General features: G+C 73.7%; 24 protein-coding genes and 2 tRNA genes. 15 read left to right on the forward strand and 11 right to left on the reverse strand.

Translation table 11 applies throughout. The annotated features are described in order from the left end of the window. Positions 1-34: 34 nt before the first annotated feature. The gene (locus ACWD4P_RS06545; protein ID WP_449778795.1) at positions 35-697 is read right to left on the reverse strand and encodes a helix-turn-helix domain-containing protein; all 663 of its coding nucleotides are present in this window, start codon (positions 695-697) and stop codon (positions 35-37) included. Positions 698-733: 36 nt separating this feature from the next. On the opposite strand from ACWD4P_RS06545, the gene ACWD4P_RS06550 reads away from it, so the two are divergent. The 6 genes from ACWD4P_RS06550 (at position 734) to pyrE (ending at position 7,199) form a co-directional block, all read left to right on the forward strand. Beyond that, a complete protein-coding gene (locus ACWD4P_RS06550; protein ID WP_359817764.1) occupies positions 734-1,291 on the forward strand; it encodes a type III secretion system chaperone family protein in 558 nt (185 codons plus the stop codon). Between the two features lie 121 nt (positions 1,292-1,412). Beyond that, positions 1,413-2,573, forward strand: a complete 1,161-nt coding sequence (locus tag ACWD4P_RS06555; protein WP_359817762.1) for a pyridoxal phosphate-dependent aminotransferase — start codon at positions 1,413-1,415, stop codon at positions 2,571-2,573. A 511-nt stretch (positions 2,574-3,084) separates the two neighbouring features. Then, a complete protein-coding gene (locus ACWD4P_RS06560; RefSeq protein WP_359817760.1) occupies positions 3,085-3,615 on the forward strand; it encodes a DUF2617 family protein in 531 nt (176 codons plus the stop codon). Between the two features lie 154 nt (positions 3,616-3,769). Then, positions 3,770-5,425 (forward strand): polyamine aminopropyltransferase, encoded by a 1,656-nt coding sequence (locus tag ACWD4P_RS06565; protein WP_359817758.1) that lies wholly within the window; start codon positions 3,770-3,772, stop codon positions 5,423-5,425. A 188-nt stretch (positions 5,426-5,613) separates the two neighbouring features. Further along, entirely contained in the window at positions 5,614-6,618 is a 1,005-nt protein-coding gene (locus tag ACWD4P_RS06570; protein ID WP_449778796.1) for an SRPBCC domain-containing protein, read from the forward strand. Between the two features lie 44 nt (positions 6,619-6,662). Next, positions 6,663-7,199 (forward strand): orotate phosphoribosyltransferase, encoded by a 537-nt coding sequence (gene pyrE, locus ACWD4P_RS06575; protein ID WP_049659651.1) that lies wholly within the window; start codon positions 6,663-6,665, stop codon positions 7,197-7,199. A 114-nt stretch (positions 7,200-7,313) separates the two neighbouring features. On the opposite strand, the gene ACWD4P_RS06580 is transcribed toward pyrE, so the two are convergent. Continuing rightward, positions 7,314-8,039: a DedA family protein gene (locus tag ACWD4P_RS06580; RefSeq protein WP_359817754.1), complete on the reverse strand. Its 726-nt coding sequence runs from the start codon at positions 8,037-8,039 to the stop codon at positions 7,314-7,316. Between the two features lie 417 nt (positions 8,040-8,456). Between ACWD4P_RS06580 and fbaA the strand changes: the two genes are divergently transcribed. Further along, a complete protein-coding gene (gene fbaA / locus ACWD4P_RS06585; protein ID WP_359817752.1) occupies positions 8,457-9,479 on the forward strand; it encodes a class II fructose-bisphosphate aldolase in 1,023 nt (340 codons plus the stop codon). Positions 9,480-9,597: 118 nt separating this feature from the next. Here fbaA and ACWD4P_RS06590 read toward each other — a convergent pair whose 3' ends face one another. Then, positions 9,598-10,017, reverse strand: coding sequence for a DUF3151 domain-containing protein (locus tag ACWD4P_RS06590; protein WP_449778797.1), 420 nt, complete (start codon positions 10,015-10,017; stop codon positions 9,598-9,600). A gap of 220 nt (positions 10,018-10,237) precedes the next feature. On the opposite strand from ACWD4P_RS06590, the gene ACWD4P_RS06595 reads away from it, so the two are divergent. Continuing rightward, positions 10,238-11,041, forward strand: a complete 804-nt coding sequence (locus ACWD4P_RS06595) for a DUF3152 domain-containing protein (RefSeq protein WP_449778798.1) — start codon at positions 10,238-10,240, stop codon at positions 11,039-11,041. A gap of 37 nt (positions 11,042-11,078) precedes the next feature. Here ACWD4P_RS06595 and ACWD4P_RS06600 read toward each other — a convergent pair whose 3' ends face one another. The 4 genes from ACWD4P_RS06600 to purS all read right to left on the reverse strand — a co-directional run bounded on the left by ACWD4P_RS06600 (position 11,079) and on the right by purS (position 15,142). Next, the gene (locus ACWD4P_RS06600; RefSeq protein ID WP_449778799.1) at positions 11,079-11,894 is read right to left on the reverse strand and encodes a sterol carrier family protein; all 816 of its coding nucleotides are present in this window, start codon (positions 11,892-11,894) and stop codon (positions 11,079-11,081) included. A gap of 64 nt (positions 11,895-11,958) precedes the next feature. Next, positions 11,959-14,214 carry a phosphoribosylformylglycinamidine synthase subunit PurL gene (gene purL, locus ACWD4P_RS06605; RefSeq protein WP_359817745.1) on the reverse strand — a complete coding sequence of 752 codons (2,256 nt, stop codon included), beginning with the start codon at positions 14,212-14,214 and terminating at the stop codon, positions 11,959-11,961. Beyond that, positions 14,214-14,891, reverse strand: coding sequence for a phosphoribosylformylglycinamidine synthase subunit PurQ (gene purQ, locus ACWD4P_RS06610; RefSeq protein ID WP_359817744.1), 678 nt, complete (start codon positions 14,889-14,891; stop codon positions 14,214-14,216). The genes purL and purQ overlap by 1 nt, the downstream gene beginning before the upstream one ends. Continuing rightward, on the reverse strand, positions 14,888-15,142 hold the full coding sequence (purS, locus tag ACWD4P_RS06615) for a phosphoribosylformylglycinamidine synthase subunit PurS (protein ID WP_049654013.1): 255 nt from the start codon (positions 15,140-15,142) through the stop codon (positions 14,888-14,890). Before purS ends, purQ begins: the two co-directional genes overlap by 4 nt. A 465-nt stretch (positions 15,143-15,607) precedes the next feature. Here purS and ACWD4P_RS06620 point away from each other — a divergent pair, with 465 nt between their 5' ends. The 7 genes from ACWD4P_RS06620 to ACWD4P_RS06650 all read left to right on the forward strand — a co-directional run bounded on the left by ACWD4P_RS06620 (position 15,608) and on the right by ACWD4P_RS06650 (position 20,269). Next, positions 15,608-15,925, forward strand: coding sequence for a histone-like nucleoid-structuring protein Lsr2 (locus ACWD4P_RS06620; protein ID WP_030056585.1), 318 nt, complete (start codon positions 15,608-15,610; stop codon positions 15,923-15,925). A gap of 143 nt (positions 15,926-16,068) precedes the next feature. Further along, positions 16,069-16,141: transfer RNA gene (locus tag ACWD4P_RS06625), tRNA-Gly, on the forward strand. 39 nt (positions 16,142-16,180) lie between these two features. Continuing rightward, positions 16,181-16,253: transfer RNA gene (locus ACWD4P_RS06630), tRNA-Gly, on the forward strand. Positions 16,254-16,437: 184 nt separating this feature from the next. Then, entirely contained in the window at positions 16,438-17,445 is a 1,008-nt protein-coding gene (locus ACWD4P_RS06635; protein ID WP_449778800.1) for an ABC transporter ATP-binding protein, read from the forward strand. Next, the gene (locus tag ACWD4P_RS06640; RefSeq protein ID WP_449778801.1) at positions 17,442-18,269 is read left to right on the forward strand and encodes an ABC transporter permease; all 828 of its coding nucleotides are present in this window, start codon (positions 17,442-17,444) and stop codon (positions 18,267-18,269) included. Before ACWD4P_RS06635 ends, ACWD4P_RS06640 begins: the two co-directional genes overlap by 4 nt. A gap of 112 nt (positions 18,270-18,381) precedes the next feature. Continuing rightward, positions 18,382-19,611 carry a sensor histidine kinase gene (locus tag ACWD4P_RS06645; protein ID WP_449778802.1) on the forward strand — a complete coding sequence of 410 codons (1,230 nt, stop codon included), beginning with the start codon at positions 18,382-18,384 and terminating at the stop codon, positions 19,609-19,611. Between the two features lie 34 nt (positions 19,612-19,645). Further along, positions 19,646-20,269: a response regulator transcription factor gene (locus tag ACWD4P_RS06650; RefSeq protein ID WP_359817736.1), complete on the forward strand. Its 624-nt coding sequence runs from the start codon at positions 19,646-19,648 to the stop codon at positions 20,267-20,269. A gap of 29 nt (positions 20,270-20,298) precedes the next feature. On the opposite strand, the gene ACWD4P_RS06655 is transcribed toward ACWD4P_RS06650, so the two are convergent. From ACWD4P_RS06655 to purD, 4 genes are all read right to left on the reverse strand, one after another. Next, complete coding sequence (locus ACWD4P_RS06655; protein ID WP_359817735.1) at positions 20,299-21,198, reverse strand: phosphoribosylaminoimidazolesuccinocarboxamide synthase; 900 nt, start codon at positions 21,196-21,198, stop codon at positions 20,299-20,301. Between the two features lie 88 nt (positions 21,199-21,286). Then, positions 21,287-22,825: a N,N-dimethylformamidase beta subunit family domain-containing protein gene (locus tag ACWD4P_RS06660; protein WP_359817733.1), complete on the reverse strand. Its 1,539-nt coding sequence runs from the start codon at positions 22,823-22,825 to the stop codon at positions 21,287-21,289. 228 nt (positions 22,826-23,053) lie between these two features. After that, the gene (locus tag ACWD4P_RS06665) at positions 23,054-24,649 is read right to left on the reverse strand and encodes a hypothetical protein (protein ID WP_449778803.1); all 1,596 of its coding nucleotides are present in this window, start codon (positions 24,647-24,649) and stop codon (positions 23,054-23,056) included. A gap of 694 nt (positions 24,650-25,343) precedes the next feature. Next, entirely contained in the window at positions 25,344-26,591 is a 1,248-nt protein-coding gene (purD, locus tag ACWD4P_RS06670) for a phosphoribosylamine--glycine ligase (RefSeq protein WP_359831510.1), read from the reverse strand. Positions 26,592-26,667 lie beyond the last annotated feature (76 nt).

A 26,667-nucleotide genomic window follows, 5' to 3' on the forward strand; every position in this document is an offset into this window, starting at 1 on the left:
CGTTCCGCGTCCGCGGCCCACCGCCCGGCCGCGGTCACTCCGTCGCCCGCCGCAGCAGCCGCCGGGTCCGGTCCCGCCGGCTGCGCGCCAGCCGGTGCAGTTCGGCCACCTGGGCGTCCGGCAGGTTCCAGGTCTGGGTCAGCAGCCTCAGCGTGGACACCCGCGGACAGGAGACCCCCCGCTCCAGGTCCCGGATCGACCGCACGCTCAGCCCGGTCGCCTCGCCCAGTCGTTCCTGCGTCATCCCCCGGTCCAGCCGGATGCTCCGCAGCAGCGCCCCGAGCGATGCGCCGTCCCCCGTCGCCGCTCCACCCACTCCTGGTCCCCCCTCAGTTCCGGACCGTCCGACTCCGGACGGTCCGCTTCCGGACAGCTCAACTCCCCCGGGCCGGCCGGGATTTGATCGAAGCGACTTCCGTCGCACGCTAACCGCAACCGGTCCGCGCGACAGGCGAACCAGCGCGCCGGGCGCGTGACGTGACTCACGCGGCCCCTCCGGACGGCCCCACCCGCCCGGCCGCCCCGGGCCCCGCGCACCCTCCGTGACCGCCGCCCGCGGCACCCCCGCCGGGGCCGCCCGACGACGCCCGGCGAAGCCCCGGAGAACGCCGGACGAAGATCGACGCACCCCTCGGCCGCCCCTGTGAGCGGAGCCCCGAATGAGGCAGGATGGGAGGTGGAAAGGGCGGCCTCTCATTGCCGGCCACCACGTGCACTGAGGAAGAGGACCCCCATGAGCATCGACCCGTCGTCCATCCCGTCCTTCGGCGTCCCCCAGGGCGGCCAGCCCGGCGGCCAGGGCGGGCGGCCGGCCGGCCCGCCGCCGATCATCGTCCCGGACCAGGCCCTGGTCACCCAGCTGCTGGACCAGATGCAGCTCAAGCACGTCGTGGACGAGGAGGGCGACCTCACCGCCCCCTGGGAGGGCTTCCGCGTCTACTACATGTTCCGCGGCGAGCAGAAGGAGCTCTTCGCGGTGCGCGCCTTCTACGACCGCGCGTACCCGCTGGAGAAGAAGGGCGAGATCCTCGACCTGATCGACGAGTGGAACCGCGAGACCCTCTGGCCCAAGGTCTACACCCACACCCACGAGGACGGCGTGGTCCGCCTGATCGGCGAGGCCCAGATGATCGTCGGCACCGGCGTCAACCTGGACTACTTCGTCACCACCACCGCCAACTGGACCCAGGCCGCGGTCGGCTTCGAGCAGTGGATGGTCGAGCGCCTCGGCCTCCAGGACGAGATCGAGGGCGAGGACGGCGAGGGCACCGAGGGCACCGACCAGGCCTGATCCCGCCCCGGTACTCCGGTCCGGCCCGCCACCGCCTCCGCGCCGGTGGCGGGCCGTTCTTGTCCCCGGCTCCCGGCTGTCCCAGGATGGCCCCCTGACGACGAGCCGTGAGGAGCCACCGATGGGTACCAGGCCGCTGCTGAACCGCCGACTGGCCGGGATGGGAACGACGATCTTCGCCGAGATGTCCGCGCTGGCCACGGCCACCGGCTCGATCAACCTCGGCCAGGGCTTCCCGGACACCGACGGGCCCGAGGAGGTCCGCGAGGCGGCCGTACGGGCCCTGCGCGAGGGCCGCGGCAACCAGTACCCGCCCGGCCCCGGCATCCCCGAGCTGCGCACCGCGATCGCCGAGCACCAGCAGCGCTTCCACGGCCTCTCGTACGACCCGGACACCGAGGTGCTGGTCACCGCGGGGGCCACCGAGGCCATCGCCGCCGCCCTGCTGGCCCTGCTGGAGCCCGGCGACGAGGTGATCGCCCTCGAACCGTTCTACGACTCCTACGCCGCCTGCATCGCGATGGCCGGCGCCACCCGGGTCCCGCTCACCCTGCGGGCCCCGTCCTTCCGGCCGGACCTGGACGAGCTGCGCTCGCTCGTCACCCCGCGCACCCGGCTGCTGCTGATCAACACCCCGCACAACCCGACCGGCACCGTCCTGACCGCCGAGGAGCTGCGCGGCATCGCGGAACTGGCCGTCGAGCACGACCTGCTGGTGGTCACCGACGAGGTGTACGAGCACCTGGTGTTCGGCGCCGTCCACCACCCGATCGCCGCCCTGCCCGGCATGCGCGAGCGCACCGTCGCCATCTCCTCGGCCGGCAAGACCTTCTCGTTCACCGGCTGGAAGGTCGGCTGGGTCACCGCGTGCCCGGAGCTGGTCGCGGCCGTGCGCACGGCGAAGCAGTACCTCACCTACGTCAGCGCCGGCCCCTTCCAGTACGCCGTCGCGGAGGCCCTGCGGCTGCCCGACGCCTACTTCGACGGCTTCCGCGCCGACCTGCTGCGCAAGCGCGACCTGCTGGTGGACGGGCTCACCGCGGCCGGCTTCCGGGCCTTCACCCCCGAGGGCACGTACTTCGTCACCACCGACATCACCCCGCTCGGCGAGAAGGACGGCATCGGGTTCTGCCGTGCCCTGCCCGGCCGTTGCGGCGTCGTCGCGATCCCGAACGCCGTGTTCTACGACACCGTGGAGGCCGGCCTTAGCCTGGTCCGCTTCACTTTCTGCAAAACGGACGAAGTCCTTCAGGAGGCCGTCACCCGTCTGCGGCGCCTGTGAAGGGCCGCACGCCCCCCTTCACGCCCCCGCCCTGCCTTTCGAACTGGGATCTCCGGAACCCGACACCAGTTCCGATGGATCATCAACTTCCTTGATCAGCTTGGATTTTTGATAACCCGAAGGCGTTCTGATCGACCTTCCGGCAGTACCGAGCCGCCCTCCATGCCTCACGCTTGGAGGGCGGCGGCGTGTGATGCACCCGAACAGCGCACACCCGGCGCGCACGGCGCGCGATCCGGTGATAGGGGCGCGCGCTGTGCAGAGTCGCACATGGACTCGATCGGACCCGGGAAGCAGGTGTGCTCGAAACGGTGAATGCTTGACAAAGTTGGGTAAATCACCGGCGGACCCGGCGTATTCGTGCTTCTCTGCTGCTGAATCTCCAGCCGGAATCCTTCCTTCCACGGTCGGCCGCGCCCAGGGCCGCACAGCCACGAACAGCCTCGCCATCGCCTAGGCCTACTCGCTGCTGCTCGGCGGGCGCGCACGGAGCTGAAACGCGGAGCCGAGCATGCTCACCACACTGCAGACCTCCTACACGGACACCCGCGCCGGTGACCTCGCCTGGTGCCTCGGCGGCGACCCGCTGCCCGCTCTCGCCGTCCGCGACCTGAGACTCGACGGATGCGGCCGCCCGGGCGCCTCCGGGACCCTCCAGCTGCGCCTGCTGGGCGCCTCCCACCAGGTGGTGATCGACGCGGGCCCCGGCCAGTGCCTGGAGACCGTCGCCTGTCTGCCCGGCCGCCGCACCCCGCTGCCGGCCCGGGTGGCCAAGCAGGTCGGCGGCTGGGAGTACGAGTTCGCCGCCCGCATCGAGGCGCTGCCGCCGCACGACTTCGCGGCCCGCGCCCAGGAACTGCTGGCCCTGGTCGAGGGGCACCCCCGGGGGCTCGCCGGAGTCTTCCCGGGCGACCCGAGCGCCTTCACCGCGCTGGTCGCCCAGGGCGGCGCGGACCGGCTGCTCTGGCGCACCTGGCACGCCTACCCGCAGGAGGGGCAGCTGGTGTGCACCCGCTCCTCGCTGGTGGTGTCCGGGGCATGACCACCCGAAGCCCGGACCGGAACACCGATCCGGCCGTAGGCCTCCCGGCACTGGCCTGCGAATCGTACGCAGGAACGGTTCGTCAATCCGACGTTGCTCACTGTCCGTCGGATGGGCGCAGCCATCCGTCCCGCACGTCCCCTAGCGTTTGTTCGTGATCAACCATCCGGCCGGTCCGCCCGCACGCCCGCGAGTGGACCTCGACGACGGCACCCCACTCCGGCCCGGGCGACCCCTCGCCCCACTCCTGCCCGCCCGCCGTCGGCCCCGGCTGCGCTCCCGCCCCCGACTCGCCCGCCTGAGCGTCCTGCTGGCCGCGTTCGTCTGCGCGGCCTGCGGGCTCGTCTACGAGCTCGAACTCGTGGCGCTCGGCGACTACCTGCTCGGGGACACGGTCACCCAAACCTCCGTCGTGCTCTCCGTCATGGTGTTCGCGATGGGCCTCGGCTCACTGCTCGCCAAACGGCTCACCCACCGGCCCGCCACCGCCTTCGCCCTGGTCGAGTGCGCGCTCGCGCTCACCGGCGGACTCTCCGTCCTCGCGCTCTACTCCTGCTGGGCCTGGATCGGCCGCTACCAGGCCGCGATGGTCGGCCTCACCTGCCTGATCGGCGTCCTCATCGGCGCCGAGATCCCCCTGCTGATGACGCTCATCCAGCGGATCCGGCGCGAGGACGCCGGGCGGGCCGTCGCCGACCTGTTCGCCGCCGACTACGTGGGCGCGCTGGTCGGCGGCCTCGCCTTCCCGTTCCTGATCCTGCCCGCCCTCGGACCGGGCGACGGAGCACTGCTCACCGGTGCCGTCAACGCCGTCGCCGGAGCGGCCGTGGTGCTCTGGCTGTTCCGCGACGAACCCGCCCCCGGGATACGACGGCTGCTCTGGGGCGGCTGCCTGCTCGTCCTCGCCGCGCTCGCGGCGGCCGCGGCCGGCTCCGACGCCATCGAGCGCGCCGCCCGGCACGCCCTGTACGGCGACCAGGTCCGCTACGCGACCCGCGGCCGCTCCCAGGAGATCGTGCTCACCGGCCCCGCCGAGGGCCCCCTCCGGCTCTACCTGGACGGCCGGCTCGCGGTCTGCGGGCCCGACGAGTACCGGGGCAGCGAGGGCCTGGTGCACCCCGCCATGGCGGCCGGCCCGGACGCCCGGGTCCTGCTGCTCGGCGGCGGCGACGGGCTCGCCCTGCGGGAGGTGCTGCGGCACCGGGGCGTCCGCACCGTCCGGCTGGTCGACTCCGACCCCGCCCTCCCCCGGATCGCCCGCACCGACCCCGGGCTCTCCGCCCTCGGCGGCCGCTCGCTCGACGACCCCAGGGTCCGCACCACCGCGGCCGACCCGATGGCCTGGCTGCGCGACGCGGGAGCCTCCGGCGCCGACGGACCGTACGACGTGGTGCTCGCCGACCTCCCGGCCCCGGCCGACGGCGGACCGGTCAAGTTCCACTCCCAGGAGTTCTACGGCCTCGCCACCCGGCTGCTCTCCCCCGGCGGCCGGATCGCCGTCCGCGCCGGGAGCGGCCTGGACGGCCTGGACGGCCTCTGGCAGATCGAGTCCGGCCTGCGCACCACGGGCCTGCAGACCGTGCCGTACGCCGTCCCGGGCAGCGCCACCGCCACCTGCCGCCCCGGCCCGCCGGACGACGCCCAGAACTTCCTCCTCGCCGCCGCCACCCGCCCCGCGCTCACCCTCGCCCCCGACGCCCCGCCGCCCCGCGCCCTCACCACCGACGCCCTCCGCGCCGCCACCACCCGCCTCACCGCCCTCCGCCCCACCCGTCCCCCGGCCGCCCTCACCCTGCTCGGCCCCCGCTGAGCCGGGCCGGGCCCGGGGCCCGCGGGGGCGACCACCGGCCCTCGGGCCCGGACGCACCCCGGAGGAGTCCGAGCCGGGACGGGCGCGGCCCGGGTGTCGGCTCGACGGCCGGGGGAACAGCCCGGGCGGGGAAAATCGGGTGGTGGTGGGTAGGGACCGGGCGGGGGCCAGTCGGTAGGCTCCGTGACATGGAGCATGAGGTTGTCGTCCCGATGTCCGCCGAGCTGGTGCGGCAGGCCTTGCAGGATCCGGCGCTGCTGGCGCGGAGCGTGCCGGGGCTGAGCACCGAGCCGGCCGCGGTCGGGGCCGGTGCGGCCGAAGAGATCGGCGGCCGGCTGAAGCTGCGGATCGGCGGCTCCACGATCACGTACAAGGGCATGCTGTCGCTGATCGAGGGCCGGGAGGGCGTGCTGACCGTGTTCGCCGAGGGCGAGGAGGCCCGGGGCAGCGGTGAGGTGACCGCCACCGTCCGGGTCAGCGTCGCGGACGGCGCCGAGGACGGCACCGCGGCGATCCGCTTCACCGGCGATCTGAGCGCCACCGGCCGGCTGGCCGAGTTCGACGAGGAGACCCTCGACACCACCGGCCGCCGCCTGCTGGACAGGTTCGCCGCCGCGCTGGTCGCCCCGGAGGGCGAGCAGCCCCAGGAGGACCAGGACCAGGACGACGCCGAGCCGGCCGGGTCGGAGGCCACCGGGACCGACGCCGGTGTGGTCTTCATCGAGGAGCGCCAGGACCTCCCGGGTGACGACCTGGACGACGACCTCTCCGACCTGATCGCCTTCTCGGACGCCGACGCCGAGCGCTTCGGCCTGCCGACCGGCTCCGCCGACGACGACGAGGACGACGTCGACGACGCGGAGGGGTCCGAGCAGGACGGCGTCGCCGAGGAACTGCCCGCCGAGCCGCTCTTCGCGTACGAGGAGGAGCCGGTGCTCACCGGCCCGGTGCGCCGCAGCATCGTCGGCCGGTCCGCCGAGGAGGTGGACCACGCCCCGCCGCGCGGCCCGTACGCCCCGGCGCTGCCCGCCCGCAGCGCGCGGGCCCGGGCGGCGTCCCGCTGGGGCGGGGAGGCCGGCGGGATCGTGGTGCCGGGCACCGGCGGCCGCAGCGCGGTGCCGTGGGTGATCGGCGGTTCGGTGGCCCTGCTGGGCGGCGCCGTGGTGCTGGTCAGGGCGCTGCGCCGACGCTGAGCCGGGAGCGCCGCCGGGCCCGCCAGGGCCTAGACTGAACGCTCATGAGCAACGACCGCGACGCCCTGCTGGCACAGATCAAGGACAAGGCCGTCGTGCACGGCAAGGTCACCCTCTCCTCCGGCAAGGAGGCCGACTACTACGTCGACCTGCGCCGGATCACGCTGGACGGCGTGGCCGCCCCGCTGGTCGGCCGGGTGATGCTGGACGCGACCTCGCACCTGGAGTACGACGCCGTCGGCGGTCTGACCCTGGGTGCCGACCCGGTGGCCGCCTCGATGCTGCACGCCGCCGCCGCGCGCGGGCAGCAGCTGGACGCCTTCGTGGTCCGCAAGACGGGCAAGGCGCACGGCCTCCAGCGCCGGATCGAGGGCCCGGAGGTCAAGGGCCGCCGGGTCCTGGCCGTCGAGGACACCTCCACCACCGGCGGCTCGGTGCTGACCGCCGTGGAGGCGCTGCGCGAGGCGGGCGCCGAGGTGGTCGGCGTCGCGGTGATCGTGGAGCGCGGTGGCGCGGCCGCCGTCGAGGCCCAGGGCCTGGAGTACGTGACCGCGTACACCCTGGACGACCTGGGTCTCTGACCCCGGGCCGACGGCCGGTGCCCCGGGGAGCGACCGGCACGACGAACGACAGAGGGCCGGTGCTGTTTCACGTGAAACAGCACCGGCCCTCGCCGTGTCCGGAGCGGCGGACGCTCAGCCCCGCCGGTGCCGGCCGCCGCCGGCCTGGGCCTGGCTCTCGTCGCCGACCTCGGCGGCGGCGCCGCCGGCCCGCTTCTTCTTCCGCTCGCGCATGACCTCGACCAGGATCGGCGAGATCGACAGCAGGACGATCAGCAGCACCGCCGGGATCAGGTACTTGTCGATCACCGGGGCGAGCGCGTCACCGAAGAAGTAGCCGATCAGCAGCATGGACTCGGTCCACAGCACGCCGCCGATCACGTTCCAGACGAAGAAGGTGCGCGCGGGCATCTCCAGGGTGCCGGCGACCGGGTTCAGGAAGGTGCGGATGATCGGCATGAAGCGGGCCAGCACCACGGCCTTGCCGGAGCCGAACTTGTTGAAGTACTCCTCCGCCTTCACCACGTACTCGCGGCGGAAGATCTTCGAATCGGGCTTGTCGAACATCTTCGGCCCGACCTTGGCCCCGATCAGGTGCCCGAGCTGGGCGCCGGCGATCGCCGCGATCGGGCAGCCGATCAGCAGCACGGCGATCGGCAGCTTGGCGCCGTCGCCGAGCACCGAGGAGGCGGCGTTCGAGGCGGCGACACCCGCGAGGATCAGCAGCGAGTCACCCGGGAAGAAGAAGCCGACCAGCAGGCCGGTCTCCGCGAAGATGATCGCGATCAGCCCGATGGCGCCGAGGGACGAGATCAGGGATTTGGCGTCGAGCAGGTTGACGGCCAGCTGGTTGTAGTCCACGGGCGCAGGATAGCGGGCGCACCTTGCCGGCGAAGCGGGCGTCCCGTACCGGCGGGGCCCGCCCGGAGCCGCTCCCGGCCGCCGCCCGGGCCGCCCGGGGAGCGGCGGAGCGCCGGCTGAGCACCGGTCGGGGGCCGGTCGGGGACGGTCCGGAGTGCCGCCGTGCGCCCGTGCCGTGCGACGTTCCGCATGGCGGGCTCCTGCTGACCCGCAGGCACGAGTCTGGGAAGATGGCACAGGCGTCCGGTCCGCAACGGCACACCACCCTCATGGCCGTACCGCGGAGGTCGCCTCGAACGTGCCGGAGAGCCACACCGCAACGCCGCGCGTCGGCGGGCCGGCACGGAGTCGTCACGAAGGCGTACACAGCGTCGGACAGCACCGTCCGTACGCCGCAACCCGACAGGAGCGGATCGCATGCCCATCGCAACTCCCGAGGTCTACAACGAGATGCTGGACCGGGCCAAGGCGGGCAAGTTCGCCTACCCGGCCATCAACGTCACGTCGTCGCAGACCCTGCACGCCGCCCTGCGTGGTTTCGCCGAGGCCGAGAGCGACGGCATCATCCAGATCTCGACCGGTGGCGCGGAGTTCCTGGGCGGCCAGCACAACAAGGACATGGTGACCGGCGCCGTCGCGCTCGCCGAGTTCGCCCACATCGTCGCCGCCAAGTACGACGTCACCGTCGCGCTGCACACCGACCACTGCCCGAAGGACAAGCTGGACGGCTACGTCCGCCCGCTGCTGGCGGTCTCCGCCGAGCGCGTGGCCAAGGGCCTGAACCCGCTGTTCCAGTCGCACATGTGGGACGGCTCGGCCGAGACCCTGGCCGACAACCTGGCCATCGCCCAGGAGCTGCTGGCCCAGGCCGCCGCCGCCAAGATCATCCTCGAGGTCGAGATCACCCCGACCGGCGGCGAGGAGGACGGCGTCACCCACGAGATCAACGACGAGCTGTACACCACCGTCAACGACGCCGTGCGCACCGCCGAGGCCCTGGGCCTGGGCGAGAAGGGCCGCTACCTGCTGGCCGCCTCCTTCGGCAACGTGCACGGCGTGTACAAGCCCGGCAACGTCGTGCTGAAGCCGGAGCTGCTGCGCGAGCTCCAGGACGCGATCGGCAAGCAGTACGGCAAGACCGACCCGTTCGACTTCGTCTTCCACGGCGGCTCGGGCTCGTCCGCCGAGGAGATCGCCACCGCGCTGGAGAACGGCGTCGTGAAGATGAACCTGGACACCGACACCCAGTACGCCTTCACCCGCCCGGTGGCCGGCCACATGTTCGCCAACTACGACGGCGTGCTGAAGGTCGACGGCGAGGTCGGCAAGAAGAACACCTACGACCCGCGCACCTGGGGCAAGCTGGCCGAGGCCGGCATGGCCGCCCGCGTGGTCGAGGCCGCCGAGCAGCTGCGTTCGGCGGGCAAGCGCCTGAAGTGAGGCCCGCGCCCCGGACACGCGCTCCGGGCCGCACAGGGACCGGGCGCGGGACGCCCCGGGCCTGAGAACACGGGTGCCCCCGGCGGAGACCGCCGGGGGCACCCGTCCGTCGGGGGGTCTACTGCTTGAGCTCCGCGTACGCCTCCGCGCTGCTGTCCTTCAGGAACTGCCAGCAGCGGGCCTCCTCCTCGGTCTCCTTGATCACGCCGGCCGCCCGGGCGAGGGCCGCCAGGCAGCGCAGGAAGCCGCGGTTGCCGCGGTGCTCCCACGGCACCGGTCCGTGGCCCTTCCAGCCGCTGCGCCGCAGCGCGTCCAGGCCGCGGTGGTAGCCCGTCCGGGCGTAGGCGTACGACTCGACGTATCGGCCGGCCGCGAAGGCGTCGTCGGCCAGCATGGCCCATGCCAGGCAGAAGGCCGGGAACTCGGCCGCCACCTGGGTCGGGGAGGCCGATTCCTCCGCCAGCATCCGGTAGGGCCGTTCCTCCTCCGGGAGGAGGGTCGGTTCGGGACCGTCGAGAAGATTCCTGTGGATCGCCATGCCCTGAAGTCTGCCACCCGAGACGCAGGGGTCAACCGCCGTCCCGTCCGGACCGCCGCGCCGGGGCCGCGAACCCGCGGACGAAGTGCGTGGACATTCACCCGTTCGCCGTGCCAGTGTGAAGATCATGTCCGCAGCCCGATCCGTCGGCAGGCGCACCGCACCGCCCCGGAAGGGCGGTCGCCGACGCCGCCGACCGCGGCGCAGACCCGGTCCTGGCATGCTCACGGCATTCGCGGTCTCCGCGCTGGTGCTCGGCGCCACCGCGGTCATGCTGAACCGCCCCGCGCAGACCCCTGCCGCCACCCCGACCACCCGGGCGAGGGTCGCCCCGCCCGCCGAACAGGCCGCCACGGCGGCGCAGACCCCTCCCCCGGGCCCCGCGCCGGCCGACACCCCGCCGCCCGCGCAGTCCCCGGCCCCGACGGCGCCTCCCGCGCCCCCGGCCCCGGACCCCGGACCCACCAAGGGCGCGGGCACCTTCGCCGTCGCCCCCGCCACCGCCAAGCCGGTCGGGCGCGGCACCGTGCGCCGCTACCGGGTCGAGGTCGAGGACGGCATCGGCATCGACGCCCCGTCCGCCGCGGCGCAGATCCACGGCGTCCTCGGCGACAGGCGCGGCTGGACGAACGACCGCAAGAACGGCTTCCAGCTGGTCGCCGACGGCCCGTACGACTTCACCGTGAAGATCGCCTCGCCGGCCACCGTGGACCGGATCTGCGGCGCCTCCGGCCTGGACACCCACGGCGAGGTCAACTGCAACGTCGGCAACCAGGTGCTCGTCAACTCCAAGCGCTGGAACACCGGTTCACCGCAGTTCAGCGGGCCGCTGGAGGAGTACCGGGCACTGATCGTCAACCACGAGGTGGGCCACCGGATCGGCCACGGGCACGAGGGCTGCCCGGGCGAGGGCAAGCCGGCGCCCGCGATGATGCAGCAGATCTACGGCCTCAAGGGCTGCACGCCCAACGCCTGGCCGTACTCGGCGGAGGGCACCTACCTCAGCGGGCCGTCCGTGCCGTAGCGGCACCGGCCCGGGTGCGGGCCGGGCCGCGGGCCCCCTATCCGAACACCGGCAGGTACGCCCGCAGGTCGCTGCGCTCCCCCGAGGCGGACACCTCGGCGGCCTCCACCGCCGCCGCCCAGTCGGCCCGGCCGGTGGCCAGCCGGATCCAGGTGAGCGGGTCGGTCTCCACCACGTTGGGCGGGGTGCCGCGGGTGTGCTTCGGCCCCGGCACCGCCTGGACCACCGCGTACGGCGGGACCCTCAGCTCGACCGCGCCACCGGGGGCGCGGTCGGCGAGGACGTCGGCCAGCATCCGGGTGACGGCGGCCAGGGCCTGGCGGTCGTGCGGGAAGGCGTCCTGGCCGAGCGCGGCGGCGAGGTCGTCGGCGTGCACCACGGCCTCGACCAGTCTGGTCACCAGGTAGTCGGTCAGTGCCATCGACCGACCGCCCAGGACGGCGATCCGCCGCTCCGGTTCCGTCACGGCCGGCCCGTCGAGCGCGGTCCGCACGGCGTCGAGCGTCCGGTCGACGGCGGCGGACACCTCCGCGGGCGGGCCGGCGAACCCGGCCGCCGCGTGCTCGACCACCCGGGTGTCGACCGCCTCGGCCATCGCCTCGGACAGCTCGGCGTAGCCGGCCAGCGAGAGCGCCGGCCCGTCCGGCTCGGGCCCGTCCACCCCGGCCGGCAGGTGGCCCAGCGCCAGGCACAGGTGGGCCAGCAACTCCCGTACCCGCCACGACCCGAGCCGGGTCGGCAGCTCCAACTGCTCGGCGGTGACGCCGTGCACGACGGCGCGGAGCGCCTCGTTCTGGCCGGCCAGCGCGGCGCGGACCTTCTGCGGCTGATAGGTGCGGGGCTTGGCAGGCATGGGCCCAACATACGCCCGGGGGCGGACGGTTCGAGAAGAACCGTCCGCCCCCGGGAGCCGTGCGTCAGGCCAGCAGGGCCTCGATGACACCGGTGTGGGCGTCCTTCAGCTCCGCCAGCGAGACGCTGAACTGGCCCTGGACGTCCAGGCTGTCGCCGTCCACGACACCGATCCGGGTGGCCGGCAGGCCGCGCGCGGTGCACATGTCGTTGAACCGGAGCTCCTCGCTGCGCGGCACCGCCACGACGGCGCGGCCGGCCGACTCCGAGAACAGCAGGACGAACGGGTCCTGGCCCTCGGGAACGACGATCCGGGCCCCGTGGCCGCCCTTGAGGCAGCTCTCCACCAGCGCCTGGCCGAGACCGCCGTCGGACAGGTCGTGCGCGGCGTCGATCATGCCGTCGCGCGAGGCGGCGATCAGGATCTCGCCGAGCAGCCGCTCGCGCTCCAGGTCCACCGCGGGCGGCAGGCCGCCGAGGTGGTCGTGGACGGCCTGCGACCAGGCCGAGCCGCCGAGCTCGTCCGCGGTGTCGCCGAGCAGGTAGAGCAGCTGCCCCTCCTCGGCGAAGGCCAGCGGGGTGCGCCGGGTGACGTCGTCGATGACGCCGAGCACCGCGACCACCGGGGTCGGGTGGATGGCGACCTCGCCGGTCTGGTTGTACAGCGAGACGTTGCCGCCGGTGACCGGGGTGCCGAGCACCAGGCAGGCGTCGGCCAGGCCGCGGGTGGCCTCGGCGAACTGCCACATCACGTCCGGGTCCTCGGGGGAGCCGAAGTTGAGGCAGTCGGAGACGGCGAGCGGCTTGGCACCGCCGGCCGCGACGTTGCGGTACGCCTCGGCCAGGGCCAGCTGGGCCCCGGTGTACGGGTCCAGCTTGGCGAACCGGCCGTTGCCGTCGGTGGCGACCGAGACGCCGAGGTTGGTCTCCTCGTCGATCCGGATCATGCCCGAGTCCTCGCCGGAGGCGAGCACGGTGTTGCCGAGCACGTAGCGGTCGTACTGGTCGGTGATCCAGGACTTGGAGGCCTGGTTCGGGTGGCTCGTGACCTTCAGCAGGTCGGCCTTGAGGCCCTCGCCGGTGGTCGGGCGGGCCAGCCGCTCGGCCGTCGGGGCGTCGGCCTGCAGCGCGTCCTGCCAGCTCGGGCGGGCGTACGGGCGCTGGTAGGTCGGGCCCTCGTGGGCGACGGTGCGCGGCGGGACGTCCACCACGAGCTCGCCGTGCCAGAAGATCTCCAAGCGCTCGCCGTCGGTCACCTCACCGATGACGTTGGCGATGACGTCCCACTTCTCGCAGATCTCCAGGAAGCGGTCGACCTTGTCGGGCTCCACGATCGCGCACATGCGCTCCTGCGACTCGCTCATGAGGATCTCCTCCGGCGAGAGCGTGTGGTCGCGCAGGTGCACGGTGTCGAGCTCGATCCGCATGCCGCCGGAGCCCGCCGAGGCCAGCTCGCTGGTGGCGCAGGACAGACCGGCGCCGCCGAGGTCCTGGATGCCCTTGACGAGCTTCTCCCGGAAGATCTCCAGGGTGCACTCGATCAGGAGCTTCTCCTGGAACGGGTCGCCGACCTGGACGGCCGGGCGCTTGGCCGGCTTGGTGTCGTCGAAGGTCTCGGAGGCGAGCACCGAGACGCCGCCGATGCCGTCGCCGCCGGTGCGGGCCCCGTACAGGATGACCTTGTTGCCGGCGCCGGAGGCCTGCGCGAGGTGGATGTCCTCGTGCTTCATGACGCCCACGCACAGCGCGTTGACCAGCGGGTTGCCCTGGTAGCAGGAGTCGAAGACGACCTCGCCGCCGATGTTCGGCAGGCCCAGGCAGTTGCCGTAGCCGCCGATGCCCGCGACGATCCCGGGCAGCACGCGCCGGGTGTCCGGGTGGTCGGCCGCCCCGAAGCGCAGCGGGTCCATCACGGCGACCGGGCGGGCGCCCATCGCCAGGATGTCGCGCACGATGCCGCCGATGCCGGTGGCCGCGCCCTGGTAGGGCTCGATGTACGACGGGTGGTTGTGCGACTCGACCTTGAAGGTGACCGCGTAGCCCTGGCCGACGTCGACGACGCCGGCGTTCTCGCCGATGCCCACGAGCATCGCGTCCGAATCGGGCTTCTTCTCGCCGAACTGCTTCAGGTGGACCTTGCTGCTCTTGTACGAACAGTGCTCGGACCACATGACGGAGTACATGGCGAGTTCGGCGCCGGTCGGGCGGCGGCCGAGGATCTCCCGGATGCGCGCGTACTCGTCCTCCTTGAGGCCGAGTTCGGCCCAGGGCTGGGCGGCGTCCGGGGTCTGCTCGGCGTTCTTGACGGTGTCGAGGCTCATCAGGCGTTCACCAGCTGCTTCAGGACGGAAGTGAAGAAGCCCAGGCCCTCGGTGGTCGGACCGGTGAGCGGCTCCACCGCGTGCTCCGGGTGCGGCATCAGGCCGACGACATTGCCGGCGGCGTTGGTGATGCCGGCGATGTCGCGGTACGAACCGTTCGGGTTGACGTCGACGTAGCGGGCGACGATCCGGCCCTCCGCCTCCAGTTCGTCCAGCACCCGCTCGTCGGCGACGAAGCGGCCCTCGCCGTTCTTCAGCGGGACGACGATTTCCTGGCCCGCCGAGTAATCCCGGGTCCAGGCGGTGCCGGCGTTCTCGATGCGCAGCTTCTGGTCGCGGCAGATGAAGTGCAGCGAGTCGTTGCGGTGGAGCGCGCCGGGCAGCAGGTGCGATTCGCACAGCACCTGGAAGCCGTTGCAGATACCGAGGACCGGCATTCCGAGCTTCGCCTGCTCGATGACGGACTCCATCACCGGCGAGAACCGGGAGATCGCACCGCAGCGCAGATAGTCGCCGTAACTGAATCCGCCCGGCAGGACGACGGCGTCGACCTGGTGGAGATCCTTGTCACGGTGCCAGAGGGCGACCGGCTCGGCGCCGGCCAGGCGGACCGCCCGCTGGGCGTCGCGGTCGTCGAGGGAGCCGGGGAAAGTGACGACGCCTACGCGGGTGGTCACTTGCCCTCCTCCTCGACCCGGACGGTGAAGTCCTCGATCACGGTGTTGGCGAGAAAGGTCTCGGCGGCTTCGCGGATACGGGCGAGCGCCGCGTCGTCGACCGGGCCCTCCACATCCAGCTCGAAACGCTTGCCCTGGCGGACGTCGGCGATCCCGGTGAATCCGAGACGGGGCAGTGCACGCTGCACCGCCTGTCCCTGGGGGTCGAGGATCTCCGGCTTGAGCATGACGTCGACTACGACGCGTGCCACTGGCACTCCCGGTGGTGTCTTCGGTGAGGCGGGGGAACTCCAGACTACCGGTGGTTTCGGGCAGGATTGCTGGCCGGGCATAGCGACGCGCGTAGACCCCAGACCCTTACGCCGCAAGGGATCCGGACCCCCCGCCACCGCCCCGGCCCCGCCGGTTTCCCCGGATTCGACGCCCGGAACGCCCCCGCCCGGAGAACACCCGAATACGGCACTTGGGGACAGATCCGCCCGTCCCGCACATCGGTATCCAGGACCACCGCGAAGAGACGTGAATATCCGGAAAAGAATGCCGGACTCTTCGATTTCGGCCCCCTTCGGGTGCAGAATAGGGCCACCTGTCGCGGCAAGTGCTGCGTATCAGGCGAGCCGTCCGGCACGCCCGTACGCGCTTGCCCGAGTTGGTGCACATCAGGCCCCGGTACCCCCTCGGACCGGCGGCCGAATTGCCCGAGAGGATTGACACCCATGGCTCAGCGTGTAGTTGTCACGCTCTCCGACGACCTGGACGGCGGCGCCGCCGCGGAAACCGTCCACTTCGGCGTCGACGGGAAGTCGTACGAGATCGACCTGTCCGTGGACAACGCGGAAAAGCTGCGGGAGGCCCTCGCTCCGTTCGTCGCCGCCGGCCGCCGCCAGAGCCGCACCGGAAAGTCGTTCCGTCGCACCGCCCTCACCCCGGACCCGGCCGCCGTCCGCGCCTGGGCCCTGTCCCGCGGGATGGAACTTCCGGCCCGCGGCCGCATCCCCAAGCACGTGTACGAGGCGTTCGCCGAGGCGAACTGAGCCCCGCGGGAGCGTGCTCCCCGGTCGCCCCGCCCGCCCGGACCGAAAGGGTGGGGCGACCACCCCGAACGATGCTGTAGAGTATTCCTCGTCGCCGCAACGGAGAGATCCGAAGAGGCGGCCGGTGCCCCACCAGGCACCGTGCGGACGTGGCTCAGTTGGTAGAGCATCACCTTGCCAAGGTGAGGGTCGCGAGTTCGAATCTCGTCGTCCGCTCGCAGTGCGCGAGCACAGCACAACTCAATATCTTGACCTGCGGACGTGGCTCAGTTGGTAGAGCATCACCTTGCCAAGGTGAGGGTCGCGAGTTCGAATCTCGTCGTCCGCTCAGATACGAAGGGCCCCCTCATTCGAGGGGGCCCTTCGGCATTCCCTCCCCGCTCCCGGCGGGCGGTCCCCGGGCACCGGCGATATCGGCCATGACATTTGTCATCGCCGACCCGTGCGTCCCCACGGCGATGTCATGACGGCACGCACTGCCCGCGGGGCCCGGCCGACGGGAGGCTTGAGGCATGGAAACGAGCCGGCCCTCCCGCCCCAGCGACGACGTGATCGAGGTCACCGACCTGCACCGCCACTACGGCGGCGGCACCACCGGGTACCACGCCGTGCGCGGCGTCGACCTCACCGTCCGCCGCGGCGAGCTGTTCGCCCTGCTCGGCACCAACGGGGCCGGCAAGACCTCCACCATGGAGGTCATCGAGGGCCTGGCCGCGCCCAGCGGCGGCACCGTCCGGGTGCTCGGCCGGGACCCCTTCAAGGAGCGCGCCGCCGTCCGCCCGCGGATCGGCATCATGCTCCAGGAGGGCGGCTTCGCCGGTGAGCTCACCGCCACCGAGACCGGCCGCGTCTGGGCCGGCATGACCAGCGGCGCCCGCCCGGTGGCGGAGGCGCTGGAGCTGGTCGGCCTCGGCCACCGGGCGAACGTCCGGGTCAAGCAGCTGTCCGGCGGCGAGAAGCGCCGGCTGGACCTCGCGATGGCCCTGCTCGGCCGCCCGGAGGTGCTCTTCCTGGACGAGCCCAGCACCGGCCTCGACCCGGAGGCGCGGGCCGCCGTCTGGCAGCTGGTCCGCGAACTGCGCGCCCAGGGCACCACGGTGCTGCTCACCACGCACTACCTGGAGGAGGCCGAGGAGCTGGCCGACCGGCTGGCCATCATGCACGGCGGCCAGGTGGTCACCTCCGGCACCGTCGCCGAGGTGATCGCCGGCCGGCCCTCCCGGATCAGCTTCGAGCTCCCCGAGTTCGCCGGGGCCTCGCTGCCCGCCCTGTCCGGGGCCGACCTCACCGTCGACGGCCGCAAGGTCACCGTGCAGACCCTCGGGCTCCAGGACACCCTGACCGACCTGCTGGGCTGGGCCCGCCACCACGGGATCGCGCTCGGCGCCCTGGACGCCCGCAGCGCCTCGCTGGAGGAGGCCTTCCTCGCGATCGCCTCCGAGGCCGCCCACCAGAACCCCCCGCAGGCGCCCGCCGCCACCCGTCCCGCCCGCCGCCGCCTGATCGGATCCGCCCGATGACCACCGCCGCCACCATCACCGCCGGTCCGAAGAGCACCACCGTCCGCCGGCTGCTCGCCCTCGGCCGGGCCGAGGCCACCCTGCTGACGCGCAACCGCACGGCCCTGTTCACCGCCCTGGTGCTGCCGCTGTTCCTGGTCGTCGTCCTCCACAGCACGCTGGCGAAGCAGGCCGAGTCCAACCCCGGCCTGGACGTCGACTCGCTGCTGGTCTACGGCTCGGTCGGGATGGTCCTGGCCTTCGTCGTCTACTACAACCTGACCGCCGCGTACGTCGGGCGGCGCGGCGAGCTGGTCCTCAAGCGGCTGCGCACCGGCGAGGCCCGGGACATCGAGATCCTGCTCGGCACCGCCGTCCCCTCGCTCACCCTCGGCCTGCTGATGGCCGCCCTGATCGGGATCGGCGGCAGCGTCGGCCTGCACCTGGCCGTGCCGGTCAACCCGCTGCTGATGCTGGCCGGCCTGCTGCTGGCGCTGGCCACCATGATCGCCCTGGCCGCGCTGTCCAGCGCCTTCACCAAGACCGTCGAGAGCGCCGGCATCACCACCCTGCCCGTCATGCTGGTCATGCAGTTCGGCTCCGGCCTGTTCATCCCGCTGGACGTCATGCCCGAGCAGATGGCGAACGTCTGCCGCCTGCTGCCGACCACCCCTGCCTTCCAGCTGATCCGGGTCGGCTGGTTCGGCACCGACGGCTCGGCCGCCGCGACCGACTTCGCCGGCTCCTGGGGCGCCGCCGGCTCGCACCTCGTCACCGGGAGCATCTGGCTGGGCCTGGCGGTCTGGGGCGCGGTGCGCTACTTCCGCTGGGAGCCGCGCCGCTGACCCGAAGGGCCACCGCACGCCGAAGGCGCTCATCCGTCGGATGAGCGCCTTCGGCGCCTCTGATATGAAGTCTCCGGCAAGATCGTGATCGAACTGGGCGGAAGAATTGAGAATGCGGTCACCGCTGCGCAGCTGGACGAGCCTGAGCAAGCCCCAGCGCACCGAGCTGTACTTCCGCTGGTCGCTCTACTCGATGCCGCTGCTGCTGCTCCCGGCCGTGCTGGTGGTCGCCGGGGCCGGCAGCGACCTGCCGGGCTCCGGCAACGCCGTCCGGGTCTCCGTGCTGGTCGCGCTCGCCGAGACGCTGCTGGGCCTGCGGGCCTGCCGCACCTCGCTCGACCACTACCTGAAGCGCCCCACCGACCACCTGCGCTGGCTGGCCGTCAACGGCGGGTTCGCGGTGGCCGGTTCCTGGGCCGTCCTGCTGCTCGGACCGGACGCCGGCGGGGCGGACGGCTCGCGCGCGACGCTGTTCACCTCCACCGTCTCGGTGCTCCTGCTCGTCATGGCCTTCGGCCCGGCGTCCATCGGCCTGTCGCTGCCCCACGCCGCACTGGCCGCCCTCGGCGGGTTCCTGCTGGTCGTCCCGGCGATGGTGCTGGCCGGGCAGGGCCTCGCCGGCACCGCCGGACTGGTGGTCGGCTCCCTGATCATGCTGCCCTTCCTCGGCGGGACCTGCCGCAGCTTCGCCTGGCTGACCTCGGTGGTCTGGGAGCTGGACGCCGCCCGCGAGGCCCAGTCCCGGCTGGCCGTCGCCGAGGAGCGGCTGCGCTTCTCCCGCGACCTGCACGACGTGATGGGCCGCAACCTCACCACCATCGCGCTCAAGAGCGAACTCGCCGTCCAGCTCGCCCGCCGGGGACGCGAGGAGGCCGCCGACCAGATGGCCGAGGTGCAGAAGATCGCCCAGGAGTCGCAGCGCGAGGTCCGGGACGTCATCCGCGGCTACCGCACCGCCGACCTGCACGCCGAGGCGATCGGCGCCCGCGCGGTGCTGCGCTCGGCCGACGTCGACTGCGAGATCGACCTCGGCGAGCACGCCGACGAGCTGCCGGCTCCGGTCCAGTCCGTGTTCGGCTGGGTGATCCGCGAGGCCACCACCAACGTGCTGCGGCACAGCGAGGCCGGCCACTGCCTGATCCGGCTGCGGACCGAGGACGGCCGGGCCGTGCTGGAGCTGGAGAATGACGGGGTGCCCGAGGTCCCGTTCCCCTCCCAGGGCAGCGGCACCGGGCTGCGCGGGCTGCGCGAGCGGCTCGCCGCCCACGACGGCGAACTGACCCTGCCGACCGCCGACGCGGGCGTCTTCCGGATGCTCGCCACCGTCCCGCTGCCGCGCTGAGCCCGCCCGAAGAACGCCGAGGAAGGCCCGCCCGATGACCGAGAACGCCGCGCCCGTCCGTGTCCTGCTCGCCGACGACGAGCACCTGATCAGGGGCGCGCTGGCCGCGCTGCTCTCGCTGGAGGACGACATCGAGGTGGTCGCCCAGGCCGGCTCCGGCACGGAGGCGCTGGCGATGGCGCTGGCGCACCGCCCGGACGTCGCGGTGCTGGACCTCCAGATGCCCGGCAAGGACGGCATCGAGGTGGCCGCCCAGCTGCGGCTGCGGCTGCCGGACTGCCGCTGCATGATCGTCACCGGCCACGGCCGCCCCGGCTACCTGAAGCGGGCCCTGGAGGTCGGGATACGCGGCTTCCTGCCGAAGACCGTCTCGGCCTCCGACCTGGCCGGCATCATCCGCACCGTGCGCTCCGGCGGCCGGTACGTGGACCCGGAGCTGGCGGCGGACGCGATCAGCGCCGGCGAGACCCCGCTCACCCCGCGGGAGACGGACGTCCTGGAGCTGGCCGCCGACGGCACCTCGATCGCCGAGATCGCCGAACGGGCCTCGCTCTCCCAGGGCACCGTGCGCAACTACCTGTCCTCGGCGGCCACCAAGCTGGGCGCGGAGAACCGGCACGCGGCCGTGCGGATCGCCCGCGAGCACGGCTGGATCTGAAGCCGCGCCCGCGGGCGGTCCGGGCGGGCTCAGGACCAGGTCGTCCCGGTCAGCCGCTCGTAGACCTCGATGTACTTGGCCCGGGTCCGCTCGACGATCTCGGCCGGCAGCGCGGGCGGCGGCTCCTCGCCGTGGCGGTCCCAGCCGGAGGCCGGGGAGACCAGCCAGTCGCGGATCAGCTGCTTGTCGAAGGACGACTGCGAGCGGCCGGGCCGGTAGTCGTCGGCCGGCCAGTAGCGGGAGGAGTCCGGGGTGAGCACCTCGTCGCCGATCACCAGCTCGCCGTCCAGCAGGCCGAACTCGAACTTGGTGTCGGCCAGGATGATGCCGCGCTCGCGGGCGATGTCCCGGGCCCGGGCGTAGACGTCCAGGGTGGTGCGGCGCAGCCGGGCGGCGAGGTCGGCGCCGATCCGGCGGGCGGTCTCCTCGTAGGAGACGTTCTCGTCGTGCTCGCCGACCTCGGCCTTGAGCGCCGGGGTGTAGATCGGGCCGGGCAGCTCGGAGCTGTTCTCCAGGCCCTCCGGCAGCGCGATGCCGCAGACCGTGCGGCTCTCCTCGTACTCGGCCAGGCCGGAGCCGGCCAGGTAGCCGCGGGCGACCGCCTCGACCGGGACCATCTCCAGGCTGCGGCAGACCAGGGTGCGGCCCTTCCAGTCCGCCGGGGCGCCGGCCGGGACCTCGGTGGAGATCACGTGGTTGGGCACGATGTCGGCGATCCGCTCGAACCACCACAGCGACAGCTGGGTGAGGACACGGCCCTTGTCGGGGATCTCGTTCGGCAGCACCCAGTCGTGGGCGGACGTCCGGTCGCTGGCCACCATGACCAGTTCGCCCGACTCGGTGCGGTAGAGGTCGCGCACCTTGCCGGTGTGCAGGTGGACCAGGCCGGGTACCTGGACCGGCTCGGGCTTGGTGACAAATCCGCTCAAGGTGTTCAGTCCTCAGGGGTCGTTCACGGGCAGGGGCACCGCGAAAGGGGAGGTCACTGCCCCCGCAGTCTTTCACGGCCCCCGCGCGCTAGTTCTTGCAGAGTCGGTCCAGCAGGTTGGCGGTGGCCCGCTGGATCCGCTCGTCGGTCAGGCCAGGGCGGCCCAGCGCCGGCGACCACGCGAAGGTGCCGGCCGCGAAGACGTACGCGCCGCTGGGGGCCCGGTACAGCGAGGTCTCCTGGTAGCGGGTGCGGCCGGCCGGGTCCTGGTACGGCGAGTGCGCCAGCAGCACCCGCTCGATGTGCTCGGGCAGCGCCACCTTGGGGTAGTAGCGGTCGGCCTCGCCGGCGACCAGCCCGGGCAGCTCGTCGCCCTCCTGGAGGCCGGTGCCGTCCCAGAGCCAGTGCGCGGTGTGCCGGGCGACCAGCGGGACGGGCGCGGCGACCCGCCCCGAGTACTGCACCCCGAGCAGGTGCTGCTCGGGCTCCCCGGCGTCCCGCCACAGCGCGCTGGCCGCGCCGGCCGCCCCGGCGGCCGGGCTGCCGGCCCGGACCTTCTGCCGCTTGCGGCAGTTGAGCAGCCGGTTGGGCTCGCCGGAGGCGGCGGCGGTCAGCTCGACCCGCCAGTACATGGTGTTGGCGGAGAGGAACACCAGCGAGGTGCCGCCGTCCCGGGCCCGCTCGGCGGCCCGGCGCATCGGCTCGGACCAGTACTCGTCGTGGCCGGGGAAGACCAGCGCCCGGTGCCGGGACGGGTCCACCAGGCCGGCGTGGAGGTCGGTGGCGGTGGCGTAGGAGAGGTCGTAGCCGTAGCGCTCGGCCCAGCGGATGAAGTCGTACGCGTGGCCGACGTGCAGCGGCAGTCCGGCGGTGGCGTGCGGGCGGTCGAAGGAGACGGTGACGGCCGCCTCCGGCTCGCCGACCAGCCCGCCCCGGCCGTCCCAGGCGTGGTAGAGGCTGGCGCCGGTGCGGCCGTCCTCGGGGAACAGGTTGTACGCCTGCCAGGTCACGTCCGGGAGCACCAGGAGCAGCTCGGCGGTGCGCGCCTGTTCGTCGAAGTCCCGGACGGTGAACGGGATGTGGCTGCGGTGCAGCATGTCCGCGGTGGTCAGCACGGCGACGTACGATCCGGGCTTCCAGTGCGCCGGGATCTGGAGCCGCCAGGAGTGCCACCAGTGGTGGCAGGAGACCGTGCGGTCGACCACCAGCGGGGCGGGCTGGGCCAGGCCGGAGATCAGCGGGCTGGAGGTCATGTGGCGGGCGCCGTCACCGCCGTAGTGGCCGATCCGGAAGACGTCCACGGTGAACTCGCGGGGCGGGTTGACGGTGACCCGGAAGTCCACCGAGCCCCCGGGGCGGATCACTCCGGCCGAGGCGAAGCCCTTGATCTGCTGGTCCACGTCGTTGGCGCCCTGCGGGCTGCCGACCGACGGCTTGCGCCGGACGCCCGCCGTCAGCGGCTGCTGCCCGGGCGCGTCCACCGAGACGTACCAGGGGACGGCGCCCTCCGCCCCGGCCAGGTACTGGTCCGGGCTGCGCAGCCAGGGCAGCGGGCCCTGACCGAAGGGGTCGGAGACGCTGTAGGCGTGCGTCCCCGACTCCCAGCGGCGGTTGAGTTCGGTCCCCACGCGCCCCTCCCAGGTGCACTTCCGCCCGGTTGGCACGTGCCCCCCGGATGTGCGTGCGGTCTAATACACCACAGAGTGGTGTCGCAACGTCACCCTCCGGTAGCGATTGGTGCAGGGAATCTCGCGCGCCTCCCGGGCAGGGCCTCCGGCCTGCGGAAACGCCCGGCGGCCAGTCGATTTGGGGGCGCGTACCGGAGGTCCGAGCGCCCTCCCGGGGCGCCTGGGACGTCAGAGGCGGACGGGTTTCTCGAGACGGACGTCGGCGGCGTCCAGCCAGGCGCGCAGCGGACCGTCCTGGCCCTGTTCGACGGCCTGGGCGACCGGGCCGGCCAGGTCGGTGCGGCGCACCCCGCCGAGCAGCAGCACCGGGCCGTCCAGCCAGTCCAGGCCGGGGACGCCGCCGGCGGTGTCCACCGCGGCGCAGCAGACCATCGCGGTGACGTGGTCGACCAGCAGGTCGCGGCCGCCGCGGTCGGGTTCCAGCAGCGGGGCCGGGGCGGTGGTGCGGGCCAGCTGGGCGGCCAGCGCGGCGGCCAGCAGCTCGCCGTCCCCCTCGGCGAGCCGGCCCAGCAGCCGGGTGAGGGTCGGGGAGCCGGGGCGGGCCTGCGGGGCGAGCCGGTCCAGGGCGGTCTGCAGGGCGGCGGCACCCGCCCGCCAGCCGGCGTCCACCGCCTCGGCCGGGTAGTCGGCCCACTCCAGCTCGTGCCAGGTGCCGGCCGGCGGACGGCCGAAGAACAGTTCGGCGGCCAGCCGGGAGACCGCCCGGTCGACGGCGCCCGGCTCCTCCAGCAGGTCGCAGGCGGGGCGGTCGCCGAGCCGGCTGCCGTAGCCGTCGGCCAGCCGGTCGCGCCGGGACAGCTCGGTGAGGGCGGAGACCACTCCGGCGTTGAGGTGGGCCGGATGCCGGCCGAGCCGCCAGGCGGGCAGCGCGACCCGGGTGAGCAGCCGGTCCCAGCCCGCGTAGGCCAGGCCGACCTGCTCCTGGGCGGCGATCCGCAGGCCGTAGTCGACCGCCCTGGCCTGCTCGGAGGCCCAGCTCGCGACCGAGCGCTCCAGCTCGGCGGAGTGCCCCCGGCAGACGCCGAGCAGGCGGCGGACGATCCTGCGGACGACCCGGTCGGCGAGCGCGGCCGGACCGCGCCGGGGCGGCCGGGGCGGGGCGGCCAGGGTGGCGCCGCCGAGGCCGGGGGCCGCGCCGCCGGAGTCCAGGCAGGCGTCCAGGTCGCGCAGGAAGCGCCGGGCGGCGGCGATCTCCGGGTCGGCGGAGGCGGCGGTGCCCGCCACCACGGGGGCGAGCAGGGCGCGCAGCTCGCCGGCCCGCATCCACCACAGGAAGGGTGAGCCGATCACCAGGACGGGGGCGGGCGCCCCCGGGCCCGGCCGCGGTGGACGCGACCGCGACGGGGCCGTCCGCCCCGTCGGCGGGACGTCCTCCAGCCAGCTGTCGCAGTCCGGGGTGAGGGCGACGGCGGAGGGCGCGGGCACCTCCAGCCGGGCCGCCAGCTCGTCGATCAGCCGGTACAGCTCGGGGGCCTCGGCGCGCTCCAGGGAGACGGCCGGGGTGCGCGGCGGGACGGCCCGGCGCAGGGCCCGGGCGGTCAGCCCGGCCACCAGCAGGGTCAGCGCGGCGACCGCGCAGACCACCCAGCGGGCGGCGTCCCAGCCGGCCGCGTCGGCGGCCCCGGGCGCGCCGATCCGGCCGGTGAACCGGCCCGCGAGCAGGACCACCGCGACGGCGGCGGGCAGGGCGGCGGCGGCCCGGGCGAGGCCCCGGACCCGCAGGACCGCCTGGGCGTGAGCGCGCGCGTTGTCGACTGCTGCCATACGGTGCGGCACCCCCTTCGGAGCCCTCGGGCGCCCGGCTTCGGGCCCTGAGCCGACTCGAAACGATCAGTTCCGACCGGGAAACGGAGGCGTCCGATCCCCGGTAGTGCATGCTGCGTGGCGCTACTGACATTTTCGACGCCCCGGTCCGGGTGGGCGTTCCGGATCACCCCGGTTTCCACTCGTCCCGGTGACACCGCGCGGTCGTTCCGGTGACGCCGCCCGGACCCCGACGACCGGTCCGGTGCGAAGCACCCGACGACCGCCCGGCCGGACGCCGTCCAGCATCCCCCCGTGGGAACACCGCTACCCGGCGGCGACCCCGGCGCACGGGCCCCGCGCACCACGATCCAGCGCACCATAAGGCCGGGCGGCCGGTTGCGTCAGCCGGATGCGGGTGCTGTCACCCGATGGGCTGGAATCCGTCGACCGAACGGTGCGTCCGCCCCCACGGCCCCTCCCGCCCCGAAACGCCGGGGACGCTGCGCCCATGGGGTTGACCGGCGGACCCGGTCGTCCACGGCCCCGGCAGGAACCGCCCGCCCGCGCCCGGACCGCCCCCGAGCGCCCGCCCGGGACCGCCCGCGAACACCCGTCCGGGGCCGCCGGGCACGGCCGCCGCGAACGCCGCGAACGCCGCGGCCCCCGTGCGAACGGTTCGCACGGGGGCCGCGGACAGCGCGGGCGCGGGCACTCAGGCGGTGGCCGCCTTGAGCGCGATGTCGGTGCGGTGCTGGCCGCCCTTGAGGGAGATCCGGTCCACCGCGGCGTACGCGCGCTCGCGCGCCCCGGCCAGGTCGGCGCCGGTCGCGGTGACCGACAGGACGCGGCCGCCGGCGCTCAGCACCCGGCCGTCCTCGTCCGCCTTCGTCCCGGCGTGCAGCACGAACGCGGTGCCGTCCGCCTCGGCCTCGGCCAGGCCCTCGATCGGGTCGCCGGTGCGCGGGGCCGCCGGGTAGCCCTCGGAGGCGACGACCACGGTGACGGCCGCGCCCTCGTCCCAGCGCAGCGGCTCCAGCTGGTCCAGGGTGCCGTTGGCGGAGGCCAGCAGCACGCCCGCCAGCGGGGTGCGCAGCCGGGCCAGCACGACCTGGGTCTCCGGGTCGCCGAAGCGGGCGTTGAACTCGATCACCCGGGTGCCGCGCGAGGTGAGCGCCAGGCCCGCGTACAGCAGGCCGGAGAACTCGGTGCCGCGGCGGCGCAGCTCGTCGACGGTCGGCTGGAGGACGGTCTCCAGGACCTCCTCGACCAGCCCGGCGGGCGCCCACGGCAGCGGCGAGTAGGCGCCCATGCCGCCGGTGTTGGGGCCCTCGTCGCCGTCCAGCGCGCGCTTGAAGTCCTGGGCGGGCTGGAGCGGGACGACGGTGGTGCCGTCGGTGATCGCGAACAGCGAGACCTCGGGGCCGTCCAGGTACTCCTCGATGACCACGCGCTCGCAGGCGGCGGCGTGCTCCAGCGCGGCCTCGCGGTCGGAGGTGACCACGACGCCCTTGCCGGCGGCCAGGCCGTCGTCCTTGACCACGTACGGGGCGCCGAAGGCGTCCAGCGCCTCGGCGGCCTCGGCCGCGGTGGTGCAGACGTAGGAGCGGGCGGTGGGGACGCCGGCCGCGGCCATCACGTCCTTGGCGAACGCCTTCGAGCCCTCCAGCCGGGCGGCCGCGGCGGACGGGCCGAACACCGGGATGCCGGCCGCGCGCACGGCGTCGGCGACGCCGGCCACCAGCGGGGCCTCCGGGCCGACCACCACCAGCGCGGCGTCGAGCCGGCCGGCCAGCGCGGCGACCTGCGCACCGTCCAGCTGGTCGACCGGGTGGACCGTCGCGACCTGTGCGATCCCGGCGTTGCCCGGGGCACAGTGCAGTTCGGTCACTGCGGGATCTTGGGACAGAGAGCGGCACAGGGCGTGTTCGCGGGCGCCGCCGCCGATGACGAGGACCTTCACGCCTGGCAGCGTAGTCGGTGGCCTGATCCGGCCGCTCTCCGGTCCCGTCGGATCCTCCAGGAGGATGGCTCCGTGG

It is taken from the genome of Kitasatospora sp. NPDC002543 (assembly GCF_053594915.1).

What these genes read in the sequence shown, in the direction of transcription:
- ACWD4P_RS06545 (WP_449778795.1), bottom strand. Translation starts at nt 697, where the DNA reads ATGAGAGGCCGCCCTTTCCACCTCCCATCCTGCCTCATTCGGGGCTCC.
- ACWD4P_RS06550 (WP_359817764.1), top strand. Translation starts at nt 734, where the DNA reads ATGAGCATCGACCCGTCGTCCATCCCGTCCTTCGGCGTCCCCCAGGGC.
- ACWD4P_RS06555 (WP_359817762.1), top strand. Translation starts at nt 1,413, where the DNA reads ATGGGTACCAGGCCGCTGCTGAACCGCCGACTGGCCGGGATGGGAACG.
- ACWD4P_RS06560 (WP_359817760.1), top strand. Translation starts at nt 3,085, where the DNA reads ATGCTCACCACACTGCAGACCTCCTACACGGACACCCGCGCCGGTGAC.
- ACWD4P_RS06570 (WP_449778796.1), top strand. Translation starts at nt 5,614, where the DNA reads ATGGAGCATGAGGTTGTCGTCCCGATGTCCGCCGAGCTGGTGCGGCAG.
- pyrE (WP_049659651.1), top strand. Translation starts at nt 6,663, where the DNA reads ATGAGCAACGACCGCGACGCCCTGCTGGCACAGATCAAGGACAAGGCC.
- fbaA (WP_359817752.1), top strand. Translation starts at nt 8,457, where the DNA reads ATGCCCATCGCAACTCCCGAGGTCTACAACGAGATGCTGGACCGGGCC.
- ACWD4P_RS06590 (WP_449778797.1), bottom strand. Translation starts at nt 10,017, where the DNA reads ATGGCGATCCACAGGAATCTTCTCGACGGTCCCGAACCGACCCTCCTC.
- ACWD4P_RS06595 (WP_449778798.1), top strand. Translation starts at nt 10,238, where the DNA reads ATGCTCACGGCATTCGCGGTCTCCGCGCTGGTGCTCGGCGCCACCGCG.
- ACWD4P_RS06600 (WP_449778799.1), bottom strand. Translation starts at nt 11,894, where the DNA reads ATGCCTGCCAAGCCCCGCACCTATCAGCCGCAGAAGGTCCGCGCCGCG.
- purL (WP_359817745.1), bottom strand. Translation starts at nt 14,214, where the DNA reads ATGAGCCTCGACACCGTCAAGAACGCCGAGCAGACCCCGGACGCCGCC.
- ACWD4P_RS06620 (WP_030056585.1), top strand. Translation starts at nt 15,608, where the DNA reads ATGGCTCAGCGTGTAGTTGTCACGCTCTCCGACGACCTGGACGGCGGC.
- ACWD4P_RS06635 (WP_449778800.1), top strand. Translation starts at nt 16,438, where the DNA reads ATGGAAACGAGCCGGCCCTCCCGCCCCAGCGACGACGTGATCGAGGTC.
- ACWD4P_RS06640 (WP_449778801.1), top strand. Translation starts at nt 17,442, where the DNA reads ATGACCACCGCCGCCACCATCACCGCCGGTCCGAAGAGCACCACCGTC.
- ACWD4P_RS06645 (WP_449778802.1), top strand. Translation starts at nt 18,382, where the DNA reads ATGCGGTCACCGCTGCGCAGCTGGACGAGCCTGAGCAAGCCCCAGCGC.
- ACWD4P_RS06650 (WP_359817736.1), top strand. Translation starts at nt 19,646, where the DNA reads ATGACCGAGAACGCCGCGCCCGTCCGTGTCCTGCTCGCCGACGACGAG.
- ACWD4P_RS06665 (WP_449778803.1), bottom strand. Translation starts at nt 24,649, where the DNA reads ATGGCAGCAGTCGACAACGCGCGCGCTCACGCCCAGGCGGTCCTGCGG.